Here is a 23,904-nt window from a genome sequence, read left to right on the forward strand (position 1 = left end):
CACACCCTGGTGTCCCGGTGCACTCTGGTTGCGCCAGGTCAGACCGGCACATCCCCGACCGGTATCCCGATTCCTGGCGTCTCCAACCTCGGCCGCTTACCGATCAACTCCGGCGACGTGACCACCGACATGACCGCCGACGTGCAGTCCACCTTGGACCTGTCGACGGTCTATCCGTGGCCGTCCAAGCCGAGCGACTCGGGCACGCCGTACGGCCAGGAGATCTACGTCGAGCGCGGCATCGAGTACGGCACCGGCACGCAGGAGCTGGTGGGGCTCGGGTACTTCCGCATCGACAAGGTCGAGCAGCAGAGCATCCCCGACGGCGGTATCAGGATCACCGCGTCCGACCGGATGGCGATGGTCCGCGACGCCCGCAACACCGCGCCGGTCCAGTTCGGCTCTGGTGCCTCGGTTGGCTCGGTCATCGACTACGTCGTGGGCCAGGCCGTGCCGGGGCTGGTCACCGTCTACGACTTCAGCGCGTACACGACGCCGCTCGGTTCCGATCACGTGCTCGACGAGGACCGGCTGGGGTTCGTGCAGGACTTGCTTGCCGCGTACGGCAAGTACGGCTACTTCGACTACGCCGGCCGTCTTCAGGTGAAGTCCGTTCCGGACCTGACGAAGGCCAAACCAGTGTGGGAAATCAACTCCGGCCGCGACGGCGTGCTGGTGTCGATGCAACGCACCATCTCCCGGGACGCGGTCTACAACATCGTGGTGGCGCGCGGTGAGCCGGTCGGTGAGCTGCCGCCCGTGCAGGCCGTCGCGAGCGACGACGACCCGACGTCGCCGACGTGGGTGGGAGGCCCGTTCGGGCTGGTGCCCACCTTCTACAGCTCGGCGTTCATGACGACGGTCGCCCAGTGCGCCGGAGCAGCGAAGGCGAAGCTGTCGAAGGTGACCGGGCTGCCGTACGCGGTGTCGCTCGGCGCGGTGCCGAACCCGGCGCTGGAGGGCTGGGACGTGGTCACCGTGTCCTACCCGGGCAACTCCGAGGTGCATGTGATCGACCGCGTTACCTACGGCCTGGCGCCCGGCGACTCGATGGGCATCGACACCCGCAAGCAGTACCTCACGCGGAAGGCGGGTGCGTGATGGACCCTTTGCAGCTCGCTGCCGTCCTCGCCGCCGCCAACGCCGCCCCGAGTGGCGGGGCCGACCTTGCGCACTACCAGGGCCAGGTCATCACGTGGGACGAGTCCACCGGCCTCAACTCGGTGATGATCAACGGTGCGCCGGTGTCGAACCTTCGCGTGCTTCAGTCCGGTATCGGGATCGTCTACCAGCCGGGCGACACCGTGATGGTCGAGAAGCGCATGAGCCAGTGGTACATCCTCGGCAAGGTCGCGGCCCCCGGCGCCAGCGCGGCGAACCAGATCGGTGCCGCGGTGGTCAACACCCCGCAGGCGACCTCCAACGTCAACTTCGGTGATCTCGCAACGGTTGGCCCGAGTAAGACCGTCTACATCGGATCGACGCGGCGAGCGCTTGTTCTGGCGAACACGGGCGTTGACTCCACCTTCGTCACGGCGAACCAGTACGCGGGCGGCTGGCTCACGCTCGCTGTCAGCGGCGCGAGCACCATCGGGCCCAGCGGTGCCACGACGCCGTTCTACGCCACGGGGTTCATCGGGTTCGAAGCGGACTTCATCGGCACGTTCTCTCAGACTTGGCTCGTCACGGCTGCCGACGGGCTAAACGTCGGGCTGAACACCTTCACCTTGAAATACGCCGCCGCGACGGCAGGCGTCAACGCAACCTTCAGCGGCCGAGCAATCGCCGTGATCCCGTTCTGACACAAGGAGAGGAGCCCAGTCATGGGCAACACGAGCCGATACGGCTGGGCGTACCCGGAGATCGGTGACCCGCCGAACACGGCGCTGCATCTGAAGACCGCAGAGCAGGCCATCGAGGCGACCGTGGGTGGGCTCGACGACACGCTGGCCGCGTTCATGGTGCCCTCGGCGCCGATCGGTGGCGAAGTCGTAGCGACCGGCACGGCGCAGACCCTGACGGCCGGATCGAACAAACTGGTGTTCGCTTCGGTGGCGGTCGCCTTGAACGGCGTCACGTGGACGGGCAACGACACGTTCACCGTGGGATCCGCCGGCGTGTACTCGGTGTACGCGCAGTGCCGCAAGAACGCCGCCGCTGTCCAGGACGCGATGGCAATCACCACCGCCCCGTACAACGACGCAACGCTGGTGATCCCCGGCCTGTCCAGCAGTGGCGGGTACGGCGACGTGTTCGTGTCGGGCACGGTCTACCTCCCCGCGGGCACGCAGCTGTCGGCCTACTACTACAACGGCGGGAGCTCGGCGTCGACGTACACGACCCGCTACCCGAGGTTCAAGATCTGGAAGGTGGCGTAATGCTGACCAGCAACCGGAATCCGTTTGAGACGCTGATCGTCGCGGCGTTCGGGCTGTACTGCGTGGCGGGCCTGGTCGCCTTCGACTCGGTGGCCACGACGACGCTGCGCGGCTACCCCATCCCGTTCGGCCACGTGTTCCTCGCCGTCGGGCTGATCACGTGCTCGGTCGCGCTTACCGGCATCATCCGCGCGGCCACGGTGAAGGGCGTGCTGTGGGAGCGCGCCGGACTGACCGGGCTCGCCGGCGTCGGCTTCGCCTATGCCTGCTGGGGCATCGGCACGACCGGCGTCCGGGCGCTGGCCTTCTGCCTCTTCCTGCTCGCGATGTCGGCAGCCGCGACGTGGCGGGCGGTGCAGATCTCCCGCGCACGGAAGGTGGCCCTGCGATGAGCGACGTCCTCACGTGGCTCGGCGGCGCCGGGGGTGTCGGCGCGGTGGCCAAGGCGATCTTCGACATCGTCAAGGCCCGCTCGGACGCCCGGAAGGTCAACGCCGACTCCGCCGCAGTGCTGGTGCAAACCGCGGCCGAGTCCAACAAGGACCTCGGCGAGGACCTGCGCGAGGTCCGCACCGAGCTGCGCGAGGTCCGGGCGACGCAGCGGCGGCACGACGACGTGCTGCGGGTGCACCACCGCTGGGACGAGCAGGTCGTGGACCAGCTGCGCCAGCTCGGCGGCTCGATCGCCGACCCGCCACCGCTCTATCTTCCGGAGGTGCCCTGATGTCCTGGTACGTCGCCCGCAGCCTGGACGTGCTGCTCGGCCAGCTCAACGCGAAGGCACCGAACCGGTCGAAGGTGTCGGACGGCTCGATCGGCGACGCCTCGCACTCCGCCCGGGAGAGTGACCACAACCCGACGAGCACGGGGCAGGTGTGCGCCCGCGACTTCACGAACGACCCGATGGGCGGGTTGGCCGGCCAGTGGCTCGCCGACGTGCTCGTGGCGAGCCGGGACCCGCGGATCAAGTACGTGATCTTCAACCACCGGATCATCGACAGCCGCGCGGGCCAGCACTCGTGGCAGTGGATGCCCTACTCGGGCGCTAACGCGCACGAACACCACGTCCACGTCTCGGTGTTCGCCGGGGCGCTGGGCGACCGCACCGACCCCTGGAACCTCGGCGGCGGCACCAAGCCATCCGGCCGCCAGCTGTTGAACGGAGACACGCACATGAAGCTGCCCGCCGAACCGAACACCCGCTCCGAGGTCATCGCGCTGCCGCCGGACGCCGATGTGAAGCTGATCTTCGCGGCCAAGACCGTCATCTTCGGCGGCCACATCTACTGCTGGTCCGCCGTGCCGGGGCAGGGCACCGGCGGTGACCCCGTGCAGTGGCGCACCGAGATCAAGGAAGGCGAAGTCATCTCGATCCCGCGTGGGACCACGAAGGCCGAGATCTCCTACTCGTGCGCGTCCGAAATCGACCTGTACGTGCAGGCGATCGTCTGAGCGGCTGCTGCATAAGGACCGCGCTGACTACTGCTTGCCGCGACGTTTGCGTCGGCCGCCCGCACGGAGCCACCGAACATGGCCAATCACCATAATGGGGACGATGATCGTCATTACGATTGTCGCGGGTAGGGCAGAGGCGGAGAGCCAAGGCGTCTTGGTGAGATCGGAAAGCGCGTCGGCCCCGGCAACGGCCAAGAGCCCTGGTGCCACTATGTTTTGGACACGCCAGATCATCCGGTCCGGGTCGGATGTGTTGTACAACCACGAGAAGAAGGCCTTGACGCGGTGAGGCACACCTTCGAAGAGAACTGTCTCTAGTTGCTGCGCAACGAAGAACGGTTGCTCCAGTCGCTTGACTGCGTACAGCTCGGCCAGTAGTTCGCGCCTGCGCGGGTCGTCCTTCGGGTAGATCAGAACCACTACTCGAAGGACGAGGCCTGGCGCGAAACCAAAGACGAGCAAGCCTAAAGCGAGGTCCCACCAGGAGAAGATGAAGTCCTTCACTGCGCCCACCCGATCGTGAAGCCCTGGAAGCGAGGGTCCACTTTGGCCTTCTGGAGGACCGCGCCCAGTTCGCGACGCCCGGAATCGGTCAATTCGTAGTAGCGACGCGGTGGCCGCCTCTCCGTCAGCTGAGAGGGGTCTTCCCAGCCGTCCGTGAGCCACCCGGCATCAAGCAGCCGTGTCAGCAACGGGTACAGCACGCCGGAGCGCACTCCTGCCCGCTTGCTCAAGTCGTACCCCCAGTGCCGGTCGGCCTGGTCCGCCATCAGGACCTCCGCGACCTGAACCAGGGCGTGAGTCGTTCGCATGGATCGAAGTCTACACGGGTCGTAATCTACATAGGTAGGGGTCGATCGACATGGAACCCGGCCACCGCGCCGATGGAGGGCAGCGCGGCGGCCGGGAGTCTTGGCCTGCGTTATGCGGAGAGCATGGGCGGAGGCTGATCCTCGGCCGAGTCGCCGGGTGGCGGGCATCTACGATCCGATCGGGAGTCGTCGGCTTCTCGCGGCCGCTCAAGCCGCTCCCGCTCGGCAGGACTCACGATTGGCCCGCCGCCCGAGTTCGGCATGAACGTCGTCCAGCTCATCGGCGCCGCGCCTTCGCCCCGCACCACGGGCATCGACATTCCTGTCCAACTTCGTCTGCATCGTGCAGTTCATCGGCGAAGAACCGCGCAGCGGGGTAGTTCCGGTCCTCTTGGCACCGCGGCACGTAGGTGACATTGGCTCCCGCCCGTTCGAGGACCGAGAGGGCGAAGTCGTGTATCCGGCCGTCCGCGCTGACGTAGCGCTGCACGTACCGGGCTCCGCTTGATCGCGTCTCCGTGACTCTCGTCGTCATCGCCCGCCTCAAACCACTGGTAAGCACGTCTTGACCACTCACCGTGCCATGAGACAGGTCACTGGTCAAGACAAGCTGACCAGTGAGATACTGGAAGCATGGTTGATCGGACGAGCGGAATGCCCGCATTCAGGCAGGTAGCTGCGGACCTGCGCGAGAAGATCACCGCAGGCGCGTATGCGCCCGGCGAGCAGTTGCCGAGCGAACGCGACCTTGTCGACTCCTACGGCGTCTCACGGCCGACGATCCGCGAGGCAGTGAACTTGCTGCGCTCTGAAGGACTCGTGACGGCGGAGCACGGACGCGGTGTCTTCGTCCGGCCGCCGGCCAGCATTCAGCGCGTCGCCCGGACGCGGCTCTCCCGCGAAGCCCGCGAGCGCAATCGCGGTGCATTCCTTGCCGACGCCGCCGCCCGCGGCTTCACGCCGTCCACGTCGGTGAAGATCCGCTTCGAGCAGGCCGACGCACGCGCAGCGGCTCACCTCGCAGTCGACGAAGGGACCGAGGTGACCGTCCGGGACCGCGTGATGCGCGCCGATGGGCTTGTGGTCCAGCTCGCGGTGTCGCGCCTCCCTCGCCAGCTCACGCGCGACACCGCGATCGAGCAGGTCGACACCGGGCCCGGCGGCGCGTACGCACGGCTGGAAGAGGCCGGACACCGCATCGGGTCCTTCGCCGAGCACGTCGGCGCCCGCATGCCGACGCCGGACGAAGCGTCGCTCATGCAGCTGGCTGTCGGCGTGCCCGTCATCACCGTGACGCGCGTGGCGTTCGGCGAGGACGGGACTCCGCTGGAGATGAACGACATGGTGATGGCCGCCGACCGCTACGAGCTGTCGTACGAGTGGCCCGCCGACTGACGAGCCTGGCTGCCGCTACGGCGTCGCCTCGGTGTAGCGGTGGATGTAGACGGGGCGCCCCCTGTCGTCGGACTCGCGCGAGTAGTCGTACACCGCAGTGCCAGGGCGCGGTTTCGTAAATGTGCCTTGGTCGGTGTTGAAGGTGTTCGTCCCCTCGGTCGTCGGGATGCGAAGTACGGCCGGCGGCTCGTCGTCAGGAAGTTCGAGCGTCGCAGGCTGGTAGTGGTCCCTCAAAAGGACGACGGTGATCATTGAGGCTCCTACTTTGCTCGTCGACAACGATCAGTACGACCATTCCCAGCCGTGCGCGCCGGGCCCGAACATCCCGGAGTTGTCGGTCATCTGGAGAGTGCCGCTCTTGGACGTCGTCGCGATAGCGATCTGTCCGGTGTACGTGCGGTTCGGCGCGTAGGACGAGGGCAGCTGCTTCGGCATTACGCACATGTCCGTCTCAGCCTGGTTCGTGACTCCGTCGCTGCCCGTCGTGGAGAAGGCGTACGGGTTGATCAAGCCAGGCAGGATGCTGAACGCGCTGATGCCGGTGGACGAGTCCTTGTCGATGTAGGTCTTCACGGTCACATCCAGCAAGATCGTGTGCTTGCCCGTGTCACGCGACATGTACTGCTCGCACTTCGGGTCGACGGCAATCTTCGTGACCCAGAAGTCAACGGCCTGACTGCCGTCAGAGTTGGTGACACCTGCCTTCTCGCCGACCTTCTTCGCGATGTATGCCGGCGCCGTCGACGAGGGGGCGGCCGACGTCGACGGAGGCACGCTCGCGGGAGCGGCAGCGCCTGCGCTGGCCGCCGCCGGAGCGGGCGCCTGGTTGCCGCAGGCCGTCAGCGCGAGAGTGGCAATTCCGGCCGCAGCGAAAAAGATGGTGCGCTTGATCATTACTTCGTCCCCTTGGATGTTGTGATCAAGTGTCGCGGGGCGAACGTCGGGTGTTACGCGAGTTTTGCCGACCTCAGCGTCGGCAATCCGATCGTTACTTTCCGTCGTCATGCAACGCTCGCCGAGCGCTCAACGCTCGCTCTCGCCTGCGCGTATGGCGCGCCGGTGAGCGTTGAGCGCTCGCCAAGAGCATCACCCTGAGTGCACCCACCTGCCGCGGCCCTCTCGCCGTGCCCGGCCCTCGGCCTCCAGCTCGGCGAGCAGCCGCCGCAGCGTCGAGTCCGGGAAGCCTGTCGCCTCACGCAGCTGTGCCGGACTTACCGGTGCTGCCGACAGCAGCTCGGCGACGCAGTCGTGCTTGCTCGCCGGGCGCTGCACCGGCACGCGGACGGGCGTGGGCACCGCCTCCGGCGACACCGCGTCTTCGTGCGCGAGCCGCTCCGCCTCGGCGTGCACCGGCTGCCCATCGGGCCCGAGCAGCCGCGTGGCCGACCCGGCGTCGAGCAGGCGTGCGCCCGGCAGGCCGGCGAGGAAGCGGGCCCGCTCCGCTGGGGTCACGAAGAACCCCTTCGACTGGCGCGGCGCGTCGTGCTCCTGGTCGTGCAGCAGGAACACGCCGGTCGGCAGGCCCACCGAGGTGTAGCCCCGGCTGCGTAGCTCGCCCCACGACGTCTTCGACTGCTGCGAGTCCAGCCGGAACCCCGCCATGCCCAGCTGTGCACGCAGCTCCGTCGACCCCATGTCCGTCTTGGTCGAGTTCTGCGCGGCCAGCACCAGCGTCGTCTTCGTCTTGCGGGCGCGCTTCGCGATCCGGCCCACCAGCTTCACCACCTGGTCGCCGCCCTCGGCCACCAGGTCGGGGAACTCCTCCAGGATTGCCACCAGCCATGGCATCTCCGGCGAGACCTCCAAGACGTCCGCCCCGGCGCCACCTGCGGCGCGCTTCCCGGCGGCCAGCAAGCCCTCCCGGTACTGCACGACCTGCTCCAGGCCGACCAGCAGCCGGACGGCGTCCTCGGTGGTCGTGGCCAGCGGGGCCGCTAGGGCGGACTCTCAGGCGCCGAGGGTTGCCCCGGCCGCCATGTCGGCCCCGATGACGGCGGCGTCCACGCTGGACAGCAGCCACACCAGCAGCGACTCCAGGAACGCCGACTTCCCGGACCCGTTCTGTCCGACCACGGCCAGGTGCCGCAGCTGGAACAGCTGGTCGCGGCCGTCGTCGAGCACGCCCATCGGCAGTAACGCCGACTCGGCCAGCGAGTGCCGGCGCGGGTTGGCGATCAGTGGGTGCTCGATGCGGGCCTGCCACGGGTCGCGCGGCAGGATGCGCACCGCTACCTGCCGCTCCGTGCGGCCGGGAGAGATGGTGACCGCGCCCTTGCGCAGGTTGTAGACCGAGCCGACCGCCGGGGCGCGGTAGGCGACGTCCTCGATCGTCTTGCCGGAGGCCAGCTTCACGGCGAGCACTGTGCCGCCCTTGGTGCCGGGGATCGTCTCGACGCCGGTGGGGAGCACCTTCGACCCGTTGAACGCCAATACGTCCTGCGTCACGACCGGCCAACGGCGGGCGAACCGGTTCCCGCGGCCGGTGCGGCGGATGCGCCGGTGCCACCACCACGGCGTGCCGAGCGCGAGCATCAGCCCGAGTCCGACCCACCCGATGCCGGGCGCGCGCAGGCCGGTCGCGCCGAGCAGGCCCGCCCAGCCGCCCCCGACCGCGAGGAGCACGCCGAGGTAGGCGCGCTCGCTGTCGCGGTCGAGCATGCCCTTGCGGCCCTCGTCGAACCGGTCGGGCACGACGAAGGCGAGCGCGTGCTGGAGCGGCTGGGACAGCCGGTCGCCCCAGGTGTGCAACGCGAGGCCGGTGACCGGGCCGCCGATGGCGGGCACCAGCCACCAGGCGCCCGGAGCCAGGTACAGCGCCAGGCCGGTGACCGTGACGCTGGCGAACACCCACACCGGTGCCAGGGCCGCCCGATGGCGCCAGGCGAACCGGGTGAGCCGCGCCAGCAGCCACCAGACGAACCGGGCGAGCCGGGAGCGGCGCCTGGAGCGCCACCGGCGCCTCACCGGGCGTCCTGGTGGACGATCGCCAGCCGGGCGGGCTGCTCTTGACGCAGCTCGGCGAGCACCTGGCGAACCTCGTGCTCACCGACGCCGAGCTGGCGGGCGAGCGCCTGACGGCCGGGCGCGCGTCGCCCGGCGGCCTCGGCGGCGGCTAGCGCCTCGGCCACGCGGTCCCGCAGTGGCGGGGCGTCCTGGTGCACGTCTTCGCTGGCCACCGGGCCGTCGCCAGCTTCCTGGTGAAGTTCACCAGCGCCCTGGTGCGTCTCCTGGCGGACGGGCTCCGGCTCGCCAGCCGCCGCCGAGTCGCTGGCAGCGGTCGGGCGGATGAGGGACACGACCAGCTCGTAGGCGATGGCGAACGCCAGCGGCGGCCAGGCGGCCACCACCTTGTTCACCAGGTCGGGCCCGGCGCTCGCCACGTTCGCCACCAGGCTCACCAGGACGCCGACGACGACCGCCAGCCACGCCAGGCCCGGCGCCGGGGTGCCGTCACGACGGGCGCGGAGGATCACCAGGCTGGCGACGACCAGGAGCCCGTCGACCGACAGCGGGACGAGCCACGCCAGCCACGTTTCGCCGTGCTTCGCGGCGAGGTCTCGCATGTGGGTGTAGCTGGCGACGGCGGCGACGAGCGCCACCAGGGCGCCGAAGATGATGCCGCTGGTGCGGAAGCCGTCGGTGGTGCCGCGCGTGCTCATGTCGTTCACCGCTGACCCCAATCGGATGCCAGCAGCCACGCCGTCAGCTGCTCGAAGTCGGTGCAGCCAGCCGGGCCGCCGTGGGCGTGTCGCTCGGCGAGGTAGGGCGACTGCTGCTCGGTGAGCCAGCCGGTCCGCAGGGCCGCGCAGTCCGCGCCGATCTCGGCCTCGTAGTCGCTGAGCGGGCGGGCGTCGCGGAACTGGCGGACGTGTGCGACCTCGTGCGCGACGACGGCCCAGACGAGCGAGCACCAGCCGGACCAGGCGTCGGAGATGACGATGTGCTCCGGTTCGGCATAGCCGCCTGCGTCCATCCCGGACTCGACGGTGTACCGCAGGCCGGGTTCGTGCAGGCGCTCCAGCGCCGTCCGGATGGAGGTGTCCAGTTCGCATCGCGCGCCGGTGGCACCATCGATGTCGCGGACCGGAGTCCAGGTGGCCGGCGTGGCGCTGACCTTCGGCGCGACCGTGGCCAAGAGCGTCACCAGGGCCAGCAGGACGCCCACGAGAGCGAGCGGCCGCGTCATCGGGCGTCCCACCCCGCGGCGATCTCCTCCGGCGTGACCCCGGCGTGCAGGGTCTTGTTCACGCGTCCCGCGAGGCGTTCGGCCGCCTCGCGGACGTCCGCGTCGGGGCCGCGCCCGCCGCCGGTGCGCAGCTGGAGCAGGTACCGCAGGACGCGGCTGGTGTCGTTGGCCTCGGTGACGTTCATCGCCGCGCCTCCGACCAGTCGGCGAGCGCGACGCCGAGGCGGCAGGCGGCCAAGCCGAGGAGGGCCCCGGCCAGTGCGCCGCCAAGGCTGGCGAGGACGGGAAGAAGGAAGGTCACAGCTACGCTCCCGGAGTGAAGGACGAAAAAGTGTTGAACCTGGTCTTCGTCTGCTCCGGCAACATCTGCCGCTCGCCGATGGCCGAACTCGTGTTCCGCTCGCACCTCGACGACGCCGGTCTCGGCGACGCCGTCCGCGTGTCCAGTGCCGGCACCGGGCCCTGGCACGCCGGGGAACCCGCCGACAAGCGGGCCCGCGCGACGCTCAAAGCCCACGGCTATCCCACCGGGCACGTCGCCTCCGAGGTTTCGGACGAAGACCTCGGTGCCGACCTTCTGCTCGCCGCCGACGAAGGGCACGCCGAGTTCCTGCGCTCCCGGGCCGGCGATCCCGCGAAAGTGCGGCTGCTGCGGTCGTTCGACCCGACGGCCCCCGAAGGCGCCGAAGTCCCGGACCCCTACTACGGCGGTGACGACGGCTTCGAAGACGTCCTCGGCATGATCGAACGCGCGATGCCCGGTTTGCTGGATTGGGTGCGTTCGCGCGGGTAGAAGTCACAGCCGGTGGAGGTCGGCGGGCGGCCGGGGCGGGGTACGGCCTACCGTGGTGGGGTGCGGTTGAGGTTCCTGCTCAAGCCCGGGTGGCTGGCTCTGACGGTGGTGGTGTTCACCTTCGCCATCTGCTGCTTCACGCTGCTTTCGCCGTGGCAGTTCGGCCGCAACACCGAACGCGAGCAGCAGAACTCCGCGCTGGCGGCGTCGTTCACCGCCGCGCCCCTGCCGCTGACGCAGCTGCTGCCGCCGGGGAGCGTGCCCGACCAGCACACGGAATGGCACCTCGTCTCGATCACCGGCCAGTACCTCCCGGACAAGGAGGTCGTCGCGCGGCTGCGGACGGTCCAGGGCGAGGGCGCCTTCGAGGTGCTGACGCCGATGCGGACCACGGACGGCACGGTCGTGCTGGTCGACCGCGGGTACGTCCGGCTCGACAGCAAGTCCGGCGTGCTGCCGTACGCGCCGCCGCCGCCCGGGATCGTGCAGGTCACCGCGCGGGCGCGCGCCGACGAGACCGACCCGAAGAACCGGGACGCGTTCGCCGACGCGTCGACCGGCGGGCAGCTCCAGAGCTACGTCGTCGACTCGCGGGTGGTCGCGCGGGCGGGGAAGCTCGACATCCGGCCGGGGTACTTCCAGCTCGACGCCGGCCAGCCCGGCGTGCTGGGCGCGCTGCCGCTGCCGCAGACCGACTCGGGGCCGTTCCTGTCCTACGCGCTGCAGTGGATCGCGTTCGGCGCGATGGCGCTGCTGGGCTGGCTGTACTTCACCGTGCGTGAGCTGAAGCCGGGTGGCGCGCTGGTCACCGGGGAGCCCGCGGCGGCCAGTACGCGCCGGAAGTCCGTCTCGGAGATCCTGGCCGAAGACGAGCTCGCCGAAAGTGGCCATCAGAAATAGCTTCTTACTGGCCCTTCAGCAGTGCCACTTGCCGGGCGATACTCGGGTCATGCTGATCCACCCGTGGGACGCCGCCGAGGACGCCGAGTGGCGCGAGTGGCTGTCCGGACACGACTTCGGCCAGCTGATCGCCGGCGGCGCGGGCCGCGACCTGCCGGTGGTGACCCCGGCGCACTTCGCGTTCGACGGCGACCGCACGGTGGTGACGCACCTGGCGCGCCCGAACCCGATCTGGCCGCTGCTGGAGGAGCACCCGCGAGCACTGCTGACGGTCGTCGACGACTACACGTACATCCGCGCGGACTGGAACACGGCCGCGGACCCGGCGTTCGGCGTCCCGACGTCGTACTACGCGACGGTGCAGCTCGAGGGCGACGTGCGGCTGGTCGACGACCCGGCGTTGAAGGCCGCTTTGCTGGAGAAGCAGTTGCGGCACTTCGAGACGGACGGTGCGCGGGCGGCCGTGAGCGCGGCTTCGGAGTCGCCGGACCGGCGGCTGCTGCCGGGGATCCGCGGGATCGAGTTCACGATCACGGGTGTGCGGGCGAAGTTCAAGTTCGGCGGCAACAAGACGGCCGAGGACCGGGAGCGGATCAGCGCCCACCTGGCAGACCGCGGTGGACGGCTCGACGAGGAAGCGTTGACACAGCTGAGGCGCCGCGGCTGAGGGGACCCCTCCCCGGCGAGGTCGGGCAGCATGCGGGTCGTGACCGATCGCTTCGGAATCCGCCCTCGGCGGGGTGCGGAAGCGGCCGCGCTCATCAGCGAGGTCGAACAGCTCCGCGAGACCGCCCGGGCGCTCGACCGGCTGCTGGGCCAGGTCGTGATCAACCGCGCCCGGCCGGAGATCCGTCAGCGAGCACGCTCCTTCTCAGCGGACCTGCGGGCGGCCGCCCGCCGCCACGACGCGGGGCACCACCTCGACGAGGCCATCGCCTGCGCGCTCGACATCGCCCGCTACCTGCCCCTGCTGGGTAACCGCTACGCGACCCTGGTCCGGGCCCGGGACTCCGCGCAGACCCGCGAACGGGCTCTGGTGGACGCACTCCGGTCGCGGCTCGCCGCGGCGGTCGCGGGGATCACGGCCGACCTGTCGGACCTCGATCTGTCCGCCTTCGGCCGGTCGAGTGGTGAGCTTTCCCGGCCGGGGACCGGCGACCTGCACCGCCTGCGGGGCGTCGTGTGGAGCACGAAGACGACCTGGCCGCGGGGGCTGGCGCCGCGGGTTCGCGTGCGCTCGCGCGAAATCGCCGCGGGAGTGTTCCTCATCGAGCCGGGCGCTCCGGCCGAGCCGGCGCCGATCCGGCTGCCCCGGCTCGAGTCGGTGGACGTCGAGCTCGGGTGGCGGCTCGCCGAGGGCACGTGCGTGGAGATCGACCTCGACGCCGCCGCGATCGGGTGCGGTGCCGGCGGCAACGCTCTCGGCGACGACTACCACGTCTTCTTCAACAACGAGCGCAGTCCCTGCGGCGGTATCCGGCAGGCCCGGGCGGAGCAGAACGCGAACGAGGACCGGATCCGGATCTCCTTCCGCGAGCTCGACGCCGACGTGCGGAAGATCGTGTTCGTCCTGACCATCTACGACGCCGACACCCGCTACTTGAGCTTCGAGCAGGTCGAGGACCCGTACGTCCGGCTCACCGGCCCCGATGGCGCCGAACTGGCCGGGCACGGCCCCGACAGCCTGTCCGAGGGGACTTCGGCGGTCATCTGCTCGCTACGCCGGCACAAGAAGAGCTGGCTCTTCGAGCCCGCGGCCCAGGAATTCCCGTCCGGTCTGGTCGGGGTGTCCCGCGAATACGGGCTCAGCTACTGAAGCTCAGCGATTCCGGCGCCACAGGCCCGCGACCACCGCGAGCACCACCGACGTCACCCCGGCCAGCCACCCGACCACCCGGGACAGCTCCACCGCCCGCGTCACGTGTCCCGCGTCCGGGTTGCGGCCGACGCCCAGCACCGGCAGCTCCGCCACCCCGTGCGGATAGACCGTCCGCCCGCCGACGCGGACCTCCAGGGCTCCGGCGAACGCCGCCTCGACGCGGCCGGCGTTCGGGCTCGGGTGGGCGATCGTGTCGCGGCGCCACGCACGCCAGGCGCCGCCCGCCGAGCCGCCGACCACCGGGGCCGCCAGCACCGTCAGGCCCGCCGCCACGCGGGTCGGGACCAGGTGGACCAGCTCGTCGAGCCGGTCGATCGCCCAATGGCCCTGACGTCCCATGCGCGCCCGGCGGAGCAGGCTCACCGCCCGGGCGCCCAGCAGGCCGGGCACCCCCGCCACCGCGCCCCAGACCAGGGGCGCGACGACCGCGTCCGAAGTGTTCTCGGCCAGCATCTCCACCGACGCGCGCGAAAGCCCCACCAGGTCCAGGCCGTCGGCCACCCGGGGGTCCAGTTCGGACAGCGTCTCGCGGGCCGGGTCGAAGCGGGACTCTTCGAGGTCGCGCGCCAGTTCCGTGCCCTGCACGGCCAGGCCGGCCGCGCCGAGCACGGCCCACGTCGTCACCGCCGTCGCCGACGCCTGCACCAACGGGCGGCCACGGCCGACCCGCTCGAGCAGCAGCCCGCCCGCCACCGCGGCACCCGCGACGACGAGGCCAGGGCCTGGCGACAGCCGGCGGAAAGCCGTCACCGGAGGGCGGCGACGCGGGTCGCCGAGGGCGCCGTCGGCCGCCACGCCCAACACCAGTCCGATCGCGCGCGCCGCGCTCACCCGTGCCCCCCGGCAGAAGAAAGTCCCGTTCCCGAGGGAGGCTACTCGACCCCGGAACCCGCCCCGCCGCTCCCCGGCCCGAGCCGGCGGAGGGGGTTGCCGCGGCGGCCGATCGCCCCGGAACGCCACCGTGCGGGCTCGTCGGTCCGAGCCGGCGGAGGTCCCGGCGCTGCGTCTCTTCCCCGAAGGCCCTACTCGACCAGCGCCGCGATCTCCTCACGCGCCTGGACGACGATGTCGCGCATCGCGCGTTCCGCCCGGTCCGCGTCGCCGGCGGTCACCGCCGCGGCCACCTCCAGGTGCAGCGCCACGGCCTCGGGCTGCGGCTCCGGCGGCATCAGCCCGTGCCCGGTCCGCCCGGTGAGCACCTCCGCGACGACCTCGGACAGCTGCGCGAACATCGGGTTGCCGGACGCGCCGAGCAGCAGGCCGTGGAACGCGATGTCGTACTCGAGGAACGTCGAGAGGTCGCGGGCCCGAGCCGTGCGCGCCAGCCGCTCCCCCAGCGCGCCGAGGCGGCCGCGCTCCTCCGGCGTCGCGCGCAGGGCCGCGTACCGCGCCGCGCACGGCTCGATCGCCGACCGCAGCTCGTTCAGCGTCGCGAGGGCCGCCGGGCGGGCGGGGCCGTCGAGCTGCCAGCGGATCAGCCGCGGGTCGTAGTGGTTCCACTCCGCCGGCTCCCGGACGATCACCCCGACCCGGCGCTTGCTGCTGGTCAGCCGCATCGTCTCCAGCACCCGGACGACTTCGCGCGCCACGGTTCGCGAAGCGCCGAAGCGCTCTTGCAGCTCTTCGGAGCGCAAAACGGTGCCCGGTGTCAGCGCTCCGTTCGCGATCGACGCGCCGAGGGCGTCCAATACTTGCTCGTGCCTCACCCCGCCAACCTAACCAGCTGGCTCGATTAAGTAGTACTTCATCTTGAATAAGTAGTACTTTTGAGTTTCACTCACCTGAGCACAACGAAGTGGGAGGTGCGGATGACCGTCATCGTGGTGATGGGGGTGTCAGGCTCCGGCAAGACGACGATCGGCACGGCGCTCGCGGACGCGCTCGACGTCGAGTACGCCGAGGCGGACACGTTCCATCCGCAGGCCAACATCGACAAGATGACCGCGGGACACCCGCTGACCGACGAGGACCGCGCCCCCTGGCTCGAAGCCATCGCCGGCTGGATCCGCGAGCACCAGGCCACCGGCGGCGTCGTGACGTCGTCCGCGCTCAAGCGCCGGTACCGCGACGTGCTGCGGAGCGGCGGGAACGTCTGGTTCGCCCACCTGCACGGTGATCGCGAGATCCTCGCCGAACGCATGCGGTCCCGGTCCGGCCACTTCATGCCGGTGTCGCTGCTCGACTCCCAGCTCGCCGACCTGGAACCCCTCGACCCGGACGAGCCCGGCGCGATCTTCGACATCCGCGAGACGCCCGGCGAGATCACCGACGCCGCCCTGACCGCCTTCCGGGAGCACGCATGACCACCGTCCTCGCGGCCGCCTGGACCGGCCACGACACCCGCCTGATCGCCGCGACCGTGGTCGCGATCGCCGTCATCGTCGTGCTGATCACGAAGGTGAAGCTGCACCCGTTCCTGGCGCTGGTGCTCGGCTCGCTCCTGCTCGGCCTCGCCGCCGGGATGCCGATCGCCGACCTGATCAAGAGCTTCTCCGGCGGTGTCGGCAGCACGGTCGCGTCGGTCGGCATCCTGATCGCCCTCGGCGCGATGCTGGGCAAGCTGCTGGCCGACTCCGGTGGCGCCGACCAGATCGTCGACACGGTGCTCGGCAAGGCCCGCGGCGCGGCGCTGCCGTGGGCGATGGCGCTGGTGGCGGCGCTGATCGGGCTGCCGATGTTCTTCGAGATCGGCCTGGTCATGCTGATCCCGGTGGTGCTGCTCGCGGCCAAGCGCACCGGGAAACCGTTGATGCTGCTGGGAATTCCCGCGGTCGCCGGCCTTTCGGTGCTGCACGGGCTGGTCCCGCCGCACCCGGGCCCGCTGGCCGCGGCGGGCGCGCTCAACGCGAACGTCGGGATCACGCTGGCGTTCGGCCTGCTCGTCGGCATCCCGACGCTGGTCATCGCGGGCCCGCTGTTCGGCAAGCTGGCCGCCCGGATGGTGCCGGACGCGACCCCGCCCGAGCGCCTGATCCCGGAGCGCGCCGACCCGGACAAGCCGCGCCCGAGCTTCGCCGCGACACTCACGACGGTGCTCCTGCCGGTCGTGCTCATGCTGGCGAAAGCGCTCTCGGACATCCTGCTGAGTAAGGAGAACGAGGCCCGGAAAATCCTCGACTTCGTCGGCGACCCGCTGATCGCGCTGCTGGCGGCGGTCCTGGTGGGCATGGTGCTGCTGGGCCGCCCGGCCGGCCTCGACCGCGCGCGGCTGTCCACTGTGGTCGGTGACTCGCTGGGCCCGATCGCGGGGATCCTCCTGATCGTCGGCGCGGGCGGCGGGTTCAAGCAGACGCTGGTCGACGCGGGCGTCGGCGACGTCATCACGGGCCTGGCCAAGGACGCGAACCTGTCCCCGCTGCTGCTGGGCTGGCTGGTGGCGGTGGCGATCCGCCTGGCGACGGGCTCGGCCACGGTGGCCACGGTCTCGGCGGCGGGCATCGTCGCACCGCTGGCGGCTTCGATGGACCCGTCGCACAGCGCACTGCTGGTGCTCGCGATCGGCGCGGGGTCGCTGTTCTTCTCGCACGTGAACGACGCCGGGTTCTGGCTGGTCAAGGAGTACTTCGGGCTGTCGGTCGGGCAGACGCTGAAGAGCTGGTCGGTGATGGAGACGCTGATTTCGGTGGTGGCGATCGCGCTGATCCTGCCGCTGTCGCTGATCGTCTAGGCGCTGGACGCGGGGAGGCCGTCACCCATCCCGGGTGGCGGCCTTCTTCAACCGTTGACATGTGACCTTTTGGTCACCTATCCTTCCGACGTGCCCGACGACGACCTGGTGTTCAAGGCGCTGGCGGATCCGACCCGCCGGTTCCTGCTCGACCTGCTCTTCAAGCGCGACGGCCGCACGCTCACCGAGCTGGAGACCCAGGTCGACATGACCCGCTTCGGCGTCATGAAGCACCTGAAGCTCCTGGAAGAGGCCGGGCTCGTCGTCACGCGGAGGGAAGGCCGGGAGAAGCGGCACTTCCTCAACCCCGTGCCGATCCGGCAGATCCACGACCGGTGGATCGACAAGTACACCGAACGCCACGTGACCGCGCTGCTCGATCTCAAGAACGAACTGGAAGGCGAAGAACCATGACGACCACCGTGCAGGTCCACCGCGTCTACATCAAGGCCACCCCGGAGCGCATCTGGGAAGCCATCACCAAGCCCGAATGGACGCAGAAGTACGGCTACACCGGCCTCGCCGACTTCGACCTCAAGGTCGGCGGCAAGCACCGCACCCGCCCGACGCAGGGGTTCATCGACGCCGGGTTCACCGGTGACCTCCTCGACGGCGAGGTCCTGGAAGTCGACCCGCCGCGCAAGCTCGTCATCACGTGGAAGCTGCTCATGAGTCCAGAGCTGCTGGCCGAGCCGTACACGACGCTCACCTACGACATCGAGGAAACCAAGACCGCGGGCACGAGACTCACCGTCACCCACGACGTCACCGGCGCGCCGCAGATCGCCGCGCTGGTGAGCGGGCAGCTGGAAGACGTCGACGCCGGCCCGGGCGAGAACGCGGGCGGCGGCTGGGACTGGATCCTGTCGGACCTCAAGTCCCTGCTGGAGACCGGCGAAACCCTGGTCCCCGCACCGTGAAGGGGCTGGTGGCCTGCCTCGCGCCGCTTCGAGGCAGGCCACCAGGTCTATGCGCGCTGGGTCGCCGCCTTCAGGGACGCCTTCGCGGCGTCCGACGCGCCCAGCGTGTCCAATCCGAACAAAGCCGCCCCCACCACCGGGTTCACGTCGACGACGCGGACCACCGCGCGCGGCGCGACCTTGAGGCACCGGCGTTCGATCTCCGCGATCACCGGCGCGCCGACCCCGGTCAGCACGCCGCCGCCGAGGACGATCTCCGGTGCTTCTTCGGTGAGGTCCAGGTTCCGCAGGATCACCGCCGCGAACACGCTGACCTCCTCGACGAACCGGGTGACGATGTCGCCCGCGACCTCGTCGCCCGCCGCCGCCACCTCGAACAGCAGCGGGCACAGCCCGTGGATCGAGGCGGCCGGGATCTCTTCGAAATGCAGGCCCTGCACGACGTCCAGCAGCGTCGGCTTCCCGAAGAAGGACGCCACCGCCGGCATCAACGCCGTCCGCGGGCCGCGGCCGTCCTCGGCGCGCACGGCCCACCACAGGGCCTCCTCGCCGAGCCGGTAGCCGCCGCCCCAGTCGCCGGAGATCTTGCCCAGCGCGGGAAAGCGGTGCACCCGGCCGTCCGGGCCGACGCCGGCGCCGTTGATCCCGGCGCCGCACACGACCGCCACGCCGACTCCGGCACTGCCCGCCCGGAGCAGCGCGAGGGTGTCGTTGCCGACGACCAGCGTGTCGCTCCAGCCGCGCGCCGCCAGCGCCGCGTGCAAGGCCTCCTCCTCACGCGGGAAGTCGAGCCCCGCGAGGTACGCCGACGTGTGCACCGCGAACGGCTTCTCGCCGAACCCCGGGAACGCCTCCAGCACCAGTTCTTCGAGCGCCGCGACGCAGGCCGCGACGCCGATGTTCTGCGGCGACGCCCCGGGCCCGCGCGACTTGCCCAGCACGACGCCGTCTTCCGAGATCACCAGGACCTCGGTCTTGCTGTTCCCGCCGTCGATGGCAATGACAGCTGGCCTCATCCGCGCGCCCAGGGCAGGTACTCGCGGTTGATCTGCACCAGCGAGTCCGCCAGCGTGTCGGCCTTCGTGTACTGGCCGACCAGCGGGTGCGCCAGCAGCGCGTCGGCCACGCGGTCGCGGCCGCCCTTGACCGCGGCCTCCAAGGCCAGGAACTCGTACGCCGTCGTCGCCGCGATGAGCCCGGCGAAGTTCTGCTCCACGGGCGTCTGCGCGATCGGCGTGGCGCCGGAAGAGTCCACAGTGGACCGTGCCTCGATGACGGCGTCGTCCGGCAGGAACGGGAACGTGCCGTCGTTGCGGACGTTCACCACGTGCTCCTCGGCCGGCCCGCCCGCGGTCAGCGCGTGCACCAGCTGCACCGCCGCCTCGGAGTAGTACGCGCCGCCGCGCTTCTCCAGCGACTCCGGCTTGGTGTTCTGCTCCGGGTCGAGGTAGATCTTCAGCAGCTCTTCCTCGACGTCGGACACGACGTCCGCGCGCGGCCGCTCGGTGCGCTGCTTGGTGACCTGCTCGTCGTGCGCGTAGAAGTACTTCAGGTAGTACGACGGCACGACGTTCATCCGCCGCAACCACTTCTCCGGCACGCTGACCTCGTTGGCCAGGTAGTCCAGGTGCTTCTCCAGCAGCTCGGGCAGCCGGTCGACGCCGTCGACGAGCGCGCCGCGCTCCCAGCTCAGGTGGTTGAGTCCGGTGTGGACGAGCTTGACGTCGTCCGCGCCGACGCCGAGCAGCTTCCCGAACTGCCGCTGGAGGTTGATCGCGACGTTGCACAGCCCGACCGCGCGGTGCCCCTCGTTGAGCAACGCGCGGGTGACGATGCCGACCGGGTTCGTGAAGTTGACGATCCACGTGTCGTCGCCGGCGATCTTGCGGACGCGCTCTGCGATGTCGAGCACCACCGGCACCGTGCGCAACGCCTTCGCGAGCCCGCCGGCACCGGTCGTCTCCTGGCCGACGCAGCCGCAGGCGTGCGGGAACGTCTCGTCGGAGCGCCGCGCCCGCTGCCCGCCGACACGCAGCTGGATCAGGACCGCCGACGCGCCGTCGACGCCCTCTTCGAGCGACTGCGTGGTCCGCACCCGCGCGGGGTGACCGGCGTGGTCGAGGATCCGCTGGCTGAACCCGCCGACGGCCTCGACGCGGTAGGCGTCCGGGTCGACCAGCACGATCTCGTCGACGTCCAAAGTGGACCGGCGACCGGCGATCCCGTCGATCAGCTCCGGCGTGTAGGTGGACCCGCCACCGACGACTGCCAGCTTCATCCCTTGACTCCCGTGAATGTGATGCCCTTGACGAACGACTTCTGCGCGAACACGAACAGCACGATCACCGGCGCCATGATCAGCGCGGTGGCGGCCATCGTCAGGTTCCACTCGACGTGGTGCATGCCGCGGAAGGACGCGATCGCCAGCGACAGCGGCCAGTGGTCCTGGTCCTCGCCGGTGTAGAGCAGCGGGCCGAAGTAGTCGTTCCAGGTGAACAGGAAGCAGAACATCGCGGTGGCCGCGATCCCCGGCTTGGCCATCGGGATCAGCACCCGGACCATCGCCTGGAACTCGTTGCAGCCGTCGATCTTCGCCGCCTCGATGTAGTCCTTCGGAATGGTGAGGAAGAACTGGCGGAGCAGGAAGATCGAGAACGCGTCGAAGAAGAAGTACGGCACGATCAGCGGAACCAGCGTGCCGGTGAGCCCCATCCGGACCCACAGGTCGTACAGCGGCACGATGGTGACCTGCGGCGGCAGCAGCATCGCGGCCACGGTCAGCATGAAGAACAGGTTCTGCCCGCGCCACCGCAGCTTCGCGAGGCCATAGGCCGCCGGGATCGCCGAAAGCAGCGCGCCCGCCGTCGCCAGGGCCGAGTACAGCAGGCTGTTGCCGAAGTACTCGAGCAGCGGCGCCTTCTTGAACACCTCGACGAAGTTCTCGAAGTGCCATTCGGTCGGCCACAGGCTCGCCGTCATCGCCTGGTCGCTCTTCATCACCGCGGTGAGGAACACGAACAGCAGCGGCAGCATGAAGATCACGCCGAGCGCGATGCCGATCGCGTGCGTCGCGATGTAGGACAGCCGCTTGTCCCAGCTGCGCTTGAACCGCACCCTCGGCGGCACACCCGCCGGTTTCTGCGGCGCTTCGGCCAGTGCGGTCATGCCCCCTCCTCCTGGTGCTGGGACTTGCGGAGCTGCCTCACCAGAATCCACGTGAAGCCGGCGCTCACGATGAACAGCAGCACGGCCATCGCCGCCGCGTAACCCATGTTGAAGTAGCGGAAGCCCTGGACGTACAACCAGATCGGGTACGTCAGCGTCGAGTTCTGTGGCGCACCGATGAGTTTCGAGTTGCCGGCGACGTCGGCGGTGCCCGCGGACGCGGACGACGCGACGATCGCCTGCGTGAAGAACTGCAAGGCGTAGATGATCGAGTTGACCACGCCGAACAGCAGCACCGGCGAGATCGACGGCAGCGTGACGTGCCAGAACCGCCGGACCGGGCCGGCACCGTCGAGCTCGGCGGCCTCGTATTGCTCGGTCGGGACGTCGAGCAGCGCGGCCAGGATGATGATCATCAGCTCGCCGGAGCCCCACAGCGCCAGCAGCGTCAGCGCGGGCTTCGACATCGCCGGGCTGTTGAACCAGAGCCCGCCGTCGATGCCGATGAGCCGCAGGAACCGGTTGACCGGGCCGAATTCGGGGTTGAACACGAAGACGAACGCCAGCGTCGCCGCGGCGGGCGGGGCCAGGGTCGGCAGGTAGCAGAGCGTCCGGACCAGACCGACACCCGACTTGAGGCGGGAGATCACCGACGCGATGCCGAGCGAGAACAGCACCCGGCACGTCGTCAGGATGACCACCAGCCACAGCGTGTTGTACGCGGCCGTGCCGACGAGCGGCTCGGTGGTGAACATCCGGACGTAGTTGTCGAAGCCGACGAACACCGGCGGGTTGATCAGGTCGTACCGCGTGAAGGAGTAGTAGACCGTGGCGATCAGCGGGTAGCCGAAGAAGATCAGGAATCCGAGGAACGCCGGTGCCATGAAGAGGAAGACGGTCCGGCGGCGCTTGGCCCGGCGGGCCCCCGCCCGCGCCTTCTCAGGCGCGGACGGGGAGACCTTTTCCGCGAGCGTGGACGTCATCCGCCCGCGCCCTTCTGCTTCAGTTCGTCGTTGATCTGCGCATCCACCTTCTTCAGGCCTTCGGTCAGATCGGGGATCGAGCCGGCCTGCCACTTCTCGGCGAAGTCGTTGACCGCCTTGAGGTGCGCGTCACCGATCGGCGTGGTCTGGTTCGACACGAGCTTGCCGCTGTCGTACATGTCGAGGAACGTCTTGAACTGCGGCTGCAGGTCGAGGCGCGGCGACGTCAGCGAGGCCTTCGTGCTGGGCACGTTCTTCAGGCCGTTGGCCATGTCCACCAGGGTGTCCGTGTCCAAGGAGACCTGCTTGATCAGCTCCCACGCGGCGCCGGGGTTCTTGGCACCCTTGGGGATCGCGATGATCGTGCCGGTGGTGAAGGCACTGCCGTACTTGTCCGCCATGGTGGTGAGCACCGGGGCGGGCGCGGTGGCGTAGTTCAGGGTCGGCGCCTGGTCCTTGATGAACGCGGTGCGGAACTCACCGTCGTAGATCATCGCCAGCTTGCCCTTCTGGAAGCCGTTGTCGGCGGAGTACTCGTCACCGAGACCGGCCTTGAACTTCTCGACCTTGTCGTGGCCACCGAGTGCATCGATCAGCTTCTGCTGGAACTCGAACATCGCCTTCCAGCCGGGGTTGGTGGCGAGGTCCGACTTGCCGTCCGGGCCGATGAACGGCGCGCCGAAGTTCGGCGCCCAGTACTGGGCCTGGTTGGCGTAGAACGGCATCGACGGCACGAAGCCGGCGACCTTGATCGAGCCGTCCGCGTTGTACTCGGTCAGCTTCTTGGCGTCCTCGAGCAACTCATCCGTGGTCTTCGGCGGCGAGGTGACGCCCTTCGCCGCGAACATGTCCTTGTTGTAGTAGAAGCCGTAGACGTCGGCGAGCATCGGCATCGCGCACCGCTTGCCCTGGTACTCGGTGTAGTTGCGGACCGCTTCCGGGATCTGGTTCAGGTCGATCTTGTCGCGCTCGATGTAGGGCTTCAGGTCCTGGAAGCTGCCGGTGGAGCACCAGGCGCCCAGGTTGTCGGTGTAGAAGGAGATCGCGACGTCGGGCGGGTTGCCGCCGCGGATCGACTGGGTGAGCTTGTCGTCGTCCTGGTTGCCCTCGTGCTTGATCTCGATGTTCGGGAACTTCGCCTTGAGCTTGTTCAGGCCCGCGGTGACCACGCCGTACTCGCGGTCGGTGAACTTGGAGTACACGGTGATCGTGAGCTTGTCGTCCTTGCCGGGCGCGGCCGCGGCGTCACCACCGCTCGGGGCGGCGGCGCCGGAACAGGCGCTGGTCAGCAGGACGGACGCCGCGGCGGCGGCCGCTAACAGGGCGCCTCGGCGGATCCGGGTGGTAGGGGGCATGGCCCTCCTCCTCATC

The 23,904-nt window shown here is 69.7% G+C and carries 31 protein-coding genes; 15 read left to right on the forward strand and 16 right to left on the reverse strand.

The features are described from left to right. Window positions 1-117: 117 nt before the first annotated feature. Genes AB0C38_RS31880 through AB0C38_RS31905 form a run of 6 tightly spaced genes read left to right on the forward strand, consistent with a single transcriptional unit; the run spans window position 118 to window position 3,830 of the window. Window positions 118-1,101: a DUF5047 domain-containing protein gene (locus AB0C38_RS31880; RefSeq protein WP_360680672.1), complete on the forward strand. Its 984-nt coding sequence runs from the start codon at window positions 118-120 to the stop codon at window positions 1,099-1,101. Next, on the forward strand, window positions 1,101-1,802 hold the full coding sequence (locus AB0C38_RS31885) for a hypothetical protein (protein ID WP_360680674.1): 702 nt from the start codon (window positions 1,101-1,103) through the stop codon (window positions 1,800-1,802). Before AB0C38_RS31880 ends, AB0C38_RS31885 begins: the two co-directional genes overlap by 1 nt. 21 nt (window positions 1,803-1,823) lie before the next feature. Further along, a complete protein-coding gene (locus AB0C38_RS31890) occupies window positions 1,824-2,378 on the forward strand; it encodes a hypothetical protein (RefSeq protein WP_360680677.1) in 555 nt (184 codons plus the stop codon). After that, window positions 2,378-2,770: a hypothetical protein gene (locus tag AB0C38_RS31895; protein WP_360680680.1), complete on the forward strand. Its 393-nt coding sequence runs from the start codon at window positions 2,378-2,380 to the stop codon at window positions 2,768-2,770. The genes AB0C38_RS31890 and AB0C38_RS31895 overlap by 1 nt, the downstream gene beginning before the upstream one ends. Then, on the forward strand, window positions 2,767-3,102 hold the full coding sequence (locus tag AB0C38_RS31900; RefSeq protein ID WP_360680683.1) for a hypothetical protein: 336 nt from the start codon (window positions 2,767-2,769) through the stop codon (window positions 3,100-3,102). Before AB0C38_RS31895 ends, AB0C38_RS31900 begins: the two co-directional genes overlap by 4 nt. Further along, a complete protein-coding gene (locus AB0C38_RS31905) occupies window positions 3,102-3,830 on the forward strand; it encodes a hypothetical protein (RefSeq protein ID WP_360680688.1) in 729 nt (242 codons plus the stop codon). The genes AB0C38_RS31900 and AB0C38_RS31905 overlap by 1 nt, the downstream gene beginning before the upstream one ends. Window positions 3,831-3,857: 27 nt before the next feature. On the opposite strand, the gene AB0C38_RS31910 is transcribed toward AB0C38_RS31905, so the two are convergent. Both AB0C38_RS31910 and AB0C38_RS31915 read right to left on the reverse strand, forming a co-directional pair. Then, window positions 3,858-4,337 (reverse strand): hypothetical protein, encoded by a 480-nt coding sequence (locus AB0C38_RS31910; protein WP_360680690.1) that lies wholly within the window; start codon window positions 4,335-4,337, stop codon window positions 3,858-3,860. Next, complete coding sequence (locus AB0C38_RS31915; protein WP_360680691.1) at window positions 4,334-4,645, reverse strand: PadR family transcriptional regulator; 312 nt, start codon at window positions 4,643-4,645, stop codon at window positions 4,334-4,336. The genes AB0C38_RS31910 and AB0C38_RS31915 overlap by 4 nt, the downstream gene beginning before the upstream one ends. Window positions 4,646-5,278: 633 nt before the next feature. Here AB0C38_RS31915 and AB0C38_RS31920 point away from each other — a divergent pair. Next, the gene (locus AB0C38_RS31920; RefSeq protein ID WP_360680693.1) at window positions 5,279-6,040 is read left to right on the forward strand and encodes a GntR family transcriptional regulator; all 762 of its coding nucleotides are present in this window, start codon (window positions 5,279-5,281) and stop codon (window positions 6,038-6,040) included. A 15-nt stretch (window positions 6,041-6,055) separates the two neighbouring features. Here the strand turns inward: AB0C38_RS31920 and AB0C38_RS31925 are convergent, their stop codons facing one another. The 7 genes from AB0C38_RS31925 to AB0C38_RS31955 form a co-directional block, all read right to left on the reverse strand. Further along, window positions 6,056-6,292, reverse strand: coding sequence for a hypothetical protein (locus AB0C38_RS31925; protein WP_360680695.1), 237 nt, complete (start codon window positions 6,290-6,292; stop codon window positions 6,056-6,058). A gap of 30 nt (window positions 6,293-6,322) precedes the next feature. Then, the gene (locus AB0C38_RS31930) at window positions 6,323-6,934 is read right to left on the reverse strand and encodes a hypothetical protein (protein WP_360680698.1); all 612 of its coding nucleotides are present in this window, start codon (window positions 6,932-6,934) and stop codon (window positions 6,323-6,325) included. Window positions 6,935-7,126: 192 nt separating this feature from the next. Continuing rightward, the gene (locus tag AB0C38_RS31935) at window positions 7,127-7,912 is read right to left on the reverse strand and encodes a hypothetical protein (RefSeq protein ID WP_360680700.1); all 786 of its coding nucleotides are present in this window, start codon (window positions 7,910-7,912) and stop codon (window positions 7,127-7,129) included. A gap of 75 nt (window positions 7,913-7,987) precedes the next feature. After that, window positions 7,988-9,004 carry a hypothetical protein gene (locus AB0C38_RS31940; protein ID WP_360680703.1) on the reverse strand — a complete coding sequence of 339 codons (1,017 nt, stop codon included), beginning with the start codon at window positions 9,002-9,004 and terminating at the stop codon, window positions 7,988-7,990. Beyond that, entirely contained in the window at window positions 9,001-9,699 is a 699-nt protein-coding gene (locus AB0C38_RS31945) for a DUF2637 domain-containing protein (protein WP_360680705.1), read from the reverse strand. The genes AB0C38_RS31940 and AB0C38_RS31945 overlap by 4 nt, the downstream gene beginning before the upstream one ends. Window positions 9,700-9,704: 5 nt before the next feature. Beyond that, entirely contained in the window at window positions 9,705-10,226 is a 522-nt protein-coding gene (locus AB0C38_RS31950; RefSeq protein ID WP_360680708.1) for a hypothetical protein, read from the reverse strand. Further along, window positions 10,223-10,411, reverse strand: coding sequence for a hypothetical protein (locus AB0C38_RS31955; protein ID WP_360680711.1), 189 nt, complete (start codon window positions 10,409-10,411; stop codon window positions 10,223-10,225). The genes AB0C38_RS31950 and AB0C38_RS31955 overlap by 4 nt, the downstream gene beginning before the upstream one ends. A gap of 146 nt (window positions 10,412-10,557) precedes the next feature. Between AB0C38_RS31955 and AB0C38_RS31960 the strand changes: the two genes are divergently transcribed. From AB0C38_RS31960 to AB0C38_RS31975, 4 genes are read left to right on the forward strand one after another with little or no spacing between them, the layout of a single operon-like run. Further along, complete coding sequence (locus tag AB0C38_RS31960) at window positions 10,558-11,019, forward strand: low molecular weight protein-tyrosine-phosphatase (RefSeq protein ID WP_360680826.1); 462 nt, start codon at window positions 10,558-10,560, stop codon at window positions 11,017-11,019. 60 nt (window positions 11,020-11,079) lie between these two features. Further along, the gene (locus AB0C38_RS31965; protein WP_360680713.1) at window positions 11,080-11,919 is read left to right on the forward strand and encodes an SURF1 family cytochrome oxidase biogenesis protein; all 840 of its coding nucleotides are present in this window, start codon (window positions 11,080-11,082) and stop codon (window positions 11,917-11,919) included. A 49-nt stretch (window positions 11,920-11,968) separates the two neighbouring features. Beyond that, a complete protein-coding gene (locus AB0C38_RS31970) occupies window positions 11,969-12,586 on the forward strand; it encodes an FMN-binding negative transcriptional regulator (protein ID WP_360680715.1) in 618 nt (205 codons plus the stop codon). Window positions 12,587-12,625: 39 nt separating this feature from the next. Beyond that, window positions 12,626-13,735, forward strand: a complete 1,110-nt coding sequence (locus AB0C38_RS31975; protein WP_360680718.1) for a TerD family protein — start codon at window positions 12,626-12,628, stop codon at window positions 13,733-13,735. 3 nt (window positions 13,736-13,738) lie between these two features. Here AB0C38_RS31975 and AB0C38_RS31980 read toward each other — a convergent pair whose 3' ends face one another. After that, window positions 13,739-14,629 carry a cobalamin biosynthesis protein gene (locus tag AB0C38_RS31980; RefSeq protein ID WP_360680721.1) on the reverse strand — a complete coding sequence of 297 codons (891 nt, stop codon included), beginning with the start codon at window positions 14,627-14,629 and terminating at the stop codon, window positions 13,739-13,741. Between the two features lie 191 nt (window positions 14,630-14,820). Continuing rightward, window positions 14,821-15,504, reverse strand: a complete 684-nt coding sequence (locus AB0C38_RS31985; protein WP_360680724.1) for a FadR/GntR family transcriptional regulator — start codon at window positions 15,502-15,504, stop codon at window positions 14,821-14,823. A gap of 102 nt (window positions 15,505-15,606) precedes the next feature. On the opposite strand from AB0C38_RS31985, the gene AB0C38_RS31990 reads away from it, so the two are divergent. The 4 genes from AB0C38_RS31990 (at window position 15,607) to AB0C38_RS32005 (ending at window position 18,385) form a co-directional block, all read left to right on the forward strand. Next, the gene (locus AB0C38_RS31990) at window positions 15,607-16,101 is read left to right on the forward strand and encodes a gluconokinase (protein WP_360680727.1); all 495 of its coding nucleotides are present in this window, start codon (window positions 15,607-15,609) and stop codon (window positions 16,099-16,101) included. Continuing rightward, window positions 16,098-17,465: a gluconate:H+ symporter gene (locus tag AB0C38_RS31995; RefSeq protein WP_360680728.1), complete on the forward strand. Its 1,368-nt coding sequence runs from the start codon at window positions 16,098-16,100 to the stop codon at window positions 17,463-17,465. The genes AB0C38_RS31990 and AB0C38_RS31995 overlap by 4 nt, the downstream gene beginning before the upstream one ends. Window positions 17,466-17,555: 90 nt before the next feature. Further along, window positions 17,556-17,879: a metalloregulator ArsR/SmtB family transcription factor gene (locus AB0C38_RS32000; protein ID WP_360680730.1), complete on the forward strand. Its 324-nt coding sequence runs from the start codon at window positions 17,556-17,558 to the stop codon at window positions 17,877-17,879. After that, on the forward strand, window positions 17,876-18,385 hold the full coding sequence (locus AB0C38_RS32005) for an SRPBCC domain-containing protein (RefSeq protein WP_360680733.1): 510 nt from the start codon (window positions 17,876-17,878) through the stop codon (window positions 18,383-18,385). The genes AB0C38_RS32000 and AB0C38_RS32005 overlap by 4 nt, the downstream gene beginning before the upstream one ends. Window positions 18,386-18,432: 47 nt before the next feature. Here AB0C38_RS32005 and AB0C38_RS32010 read toward each other — a convergent pair whose 3' ends face one another. Genes AB0C38_RS32010 through AB0C38_RS32030 form a run of 5 tightly spaced genes read right to left on the reverse strand, consistent with a single transcriptional unit; the run spans window position 18,433 to window position 23,888 of the window. After that, entirely contained in the window at window positions 18,433-19,401 is a 969-nt protein-coding gene (locus tag AB0C38_RS32010) for a BadF/BadG/BcrA/BcrD ATPase family protein (protein ID WP_360680735.1), read from the reverse strand. Then, window positions 19,398-20,663 carry a 6-phospho-beta-glucosidase gene (locus AB0C38_RS32015; protein WP_360680738.1) on the reverse strand — a complete coding sequence of 422 codons (1,266 nt, stop codon included), beginning with the start codon at window positions 20,661-20,663 and terminating at the stop codon, window positions 19,398-19,400. Before AB0C38_RS32015 ends, AB0C38_RS32010 begins: the two co-directional genes overlap by 4 nt. Continuing rightward, on the reverse strand, window positions 20,660-21,550 hold the full coding sequence (locus AB0C38_RS32020) for a carbohydrate ABC transporter permease (protein ID WP_360680741.1): 891 nt from the start codon (window positions 21,548-21,550) through the stop codon (window positions 20,660-20,662). Before AB0C38_RS32020 ends, AB0C38_RS32015 begins: the two co-directional genes overlap by 4 nt. Beyond that, a complete protein-coding gene (locus AB0C38_RS32025) occupies window positions 21,547-22,533 on the reverse strand; it encodes a sugar ABC transporter permease (protein WP_360680744.1) in 987 nt (328 codons plus the stop codon). Before AB0C38_RS32025 ends, AB0C38_RS32020 begins: the two co-directional genes overlap by 4 nt. After that, window positions 22,530-23,888 carry an extracellular solute-binding protein gene (locus AB0C38_RS32030; RefSeq protein WP_360680747.1) on the reverse strand — a complete coding sequence of 453 codons (1,359 nt, stop codon included), beginning with the start codon at window positions 23,886-23,888 and terminating at the stop codon, window positions 22,530-22,532. The genes AB0C38_RS32025 and AB0C38_RS32030 overlap by 4 nt, the downstream gene beginning before the upstream one ends. Between the last annotated feature and the right edge of the window lie 16 nt (window positions 23,889-23,904).

The organism is Amycolatopsis sp. NPDC048633, assembly GCF_040650695.1.
GTDB lineage: Bacteria > Actinomycetota > Actinomycetes > Mycobacteriales > Pseudonocardiaceae > Amycolatopsis.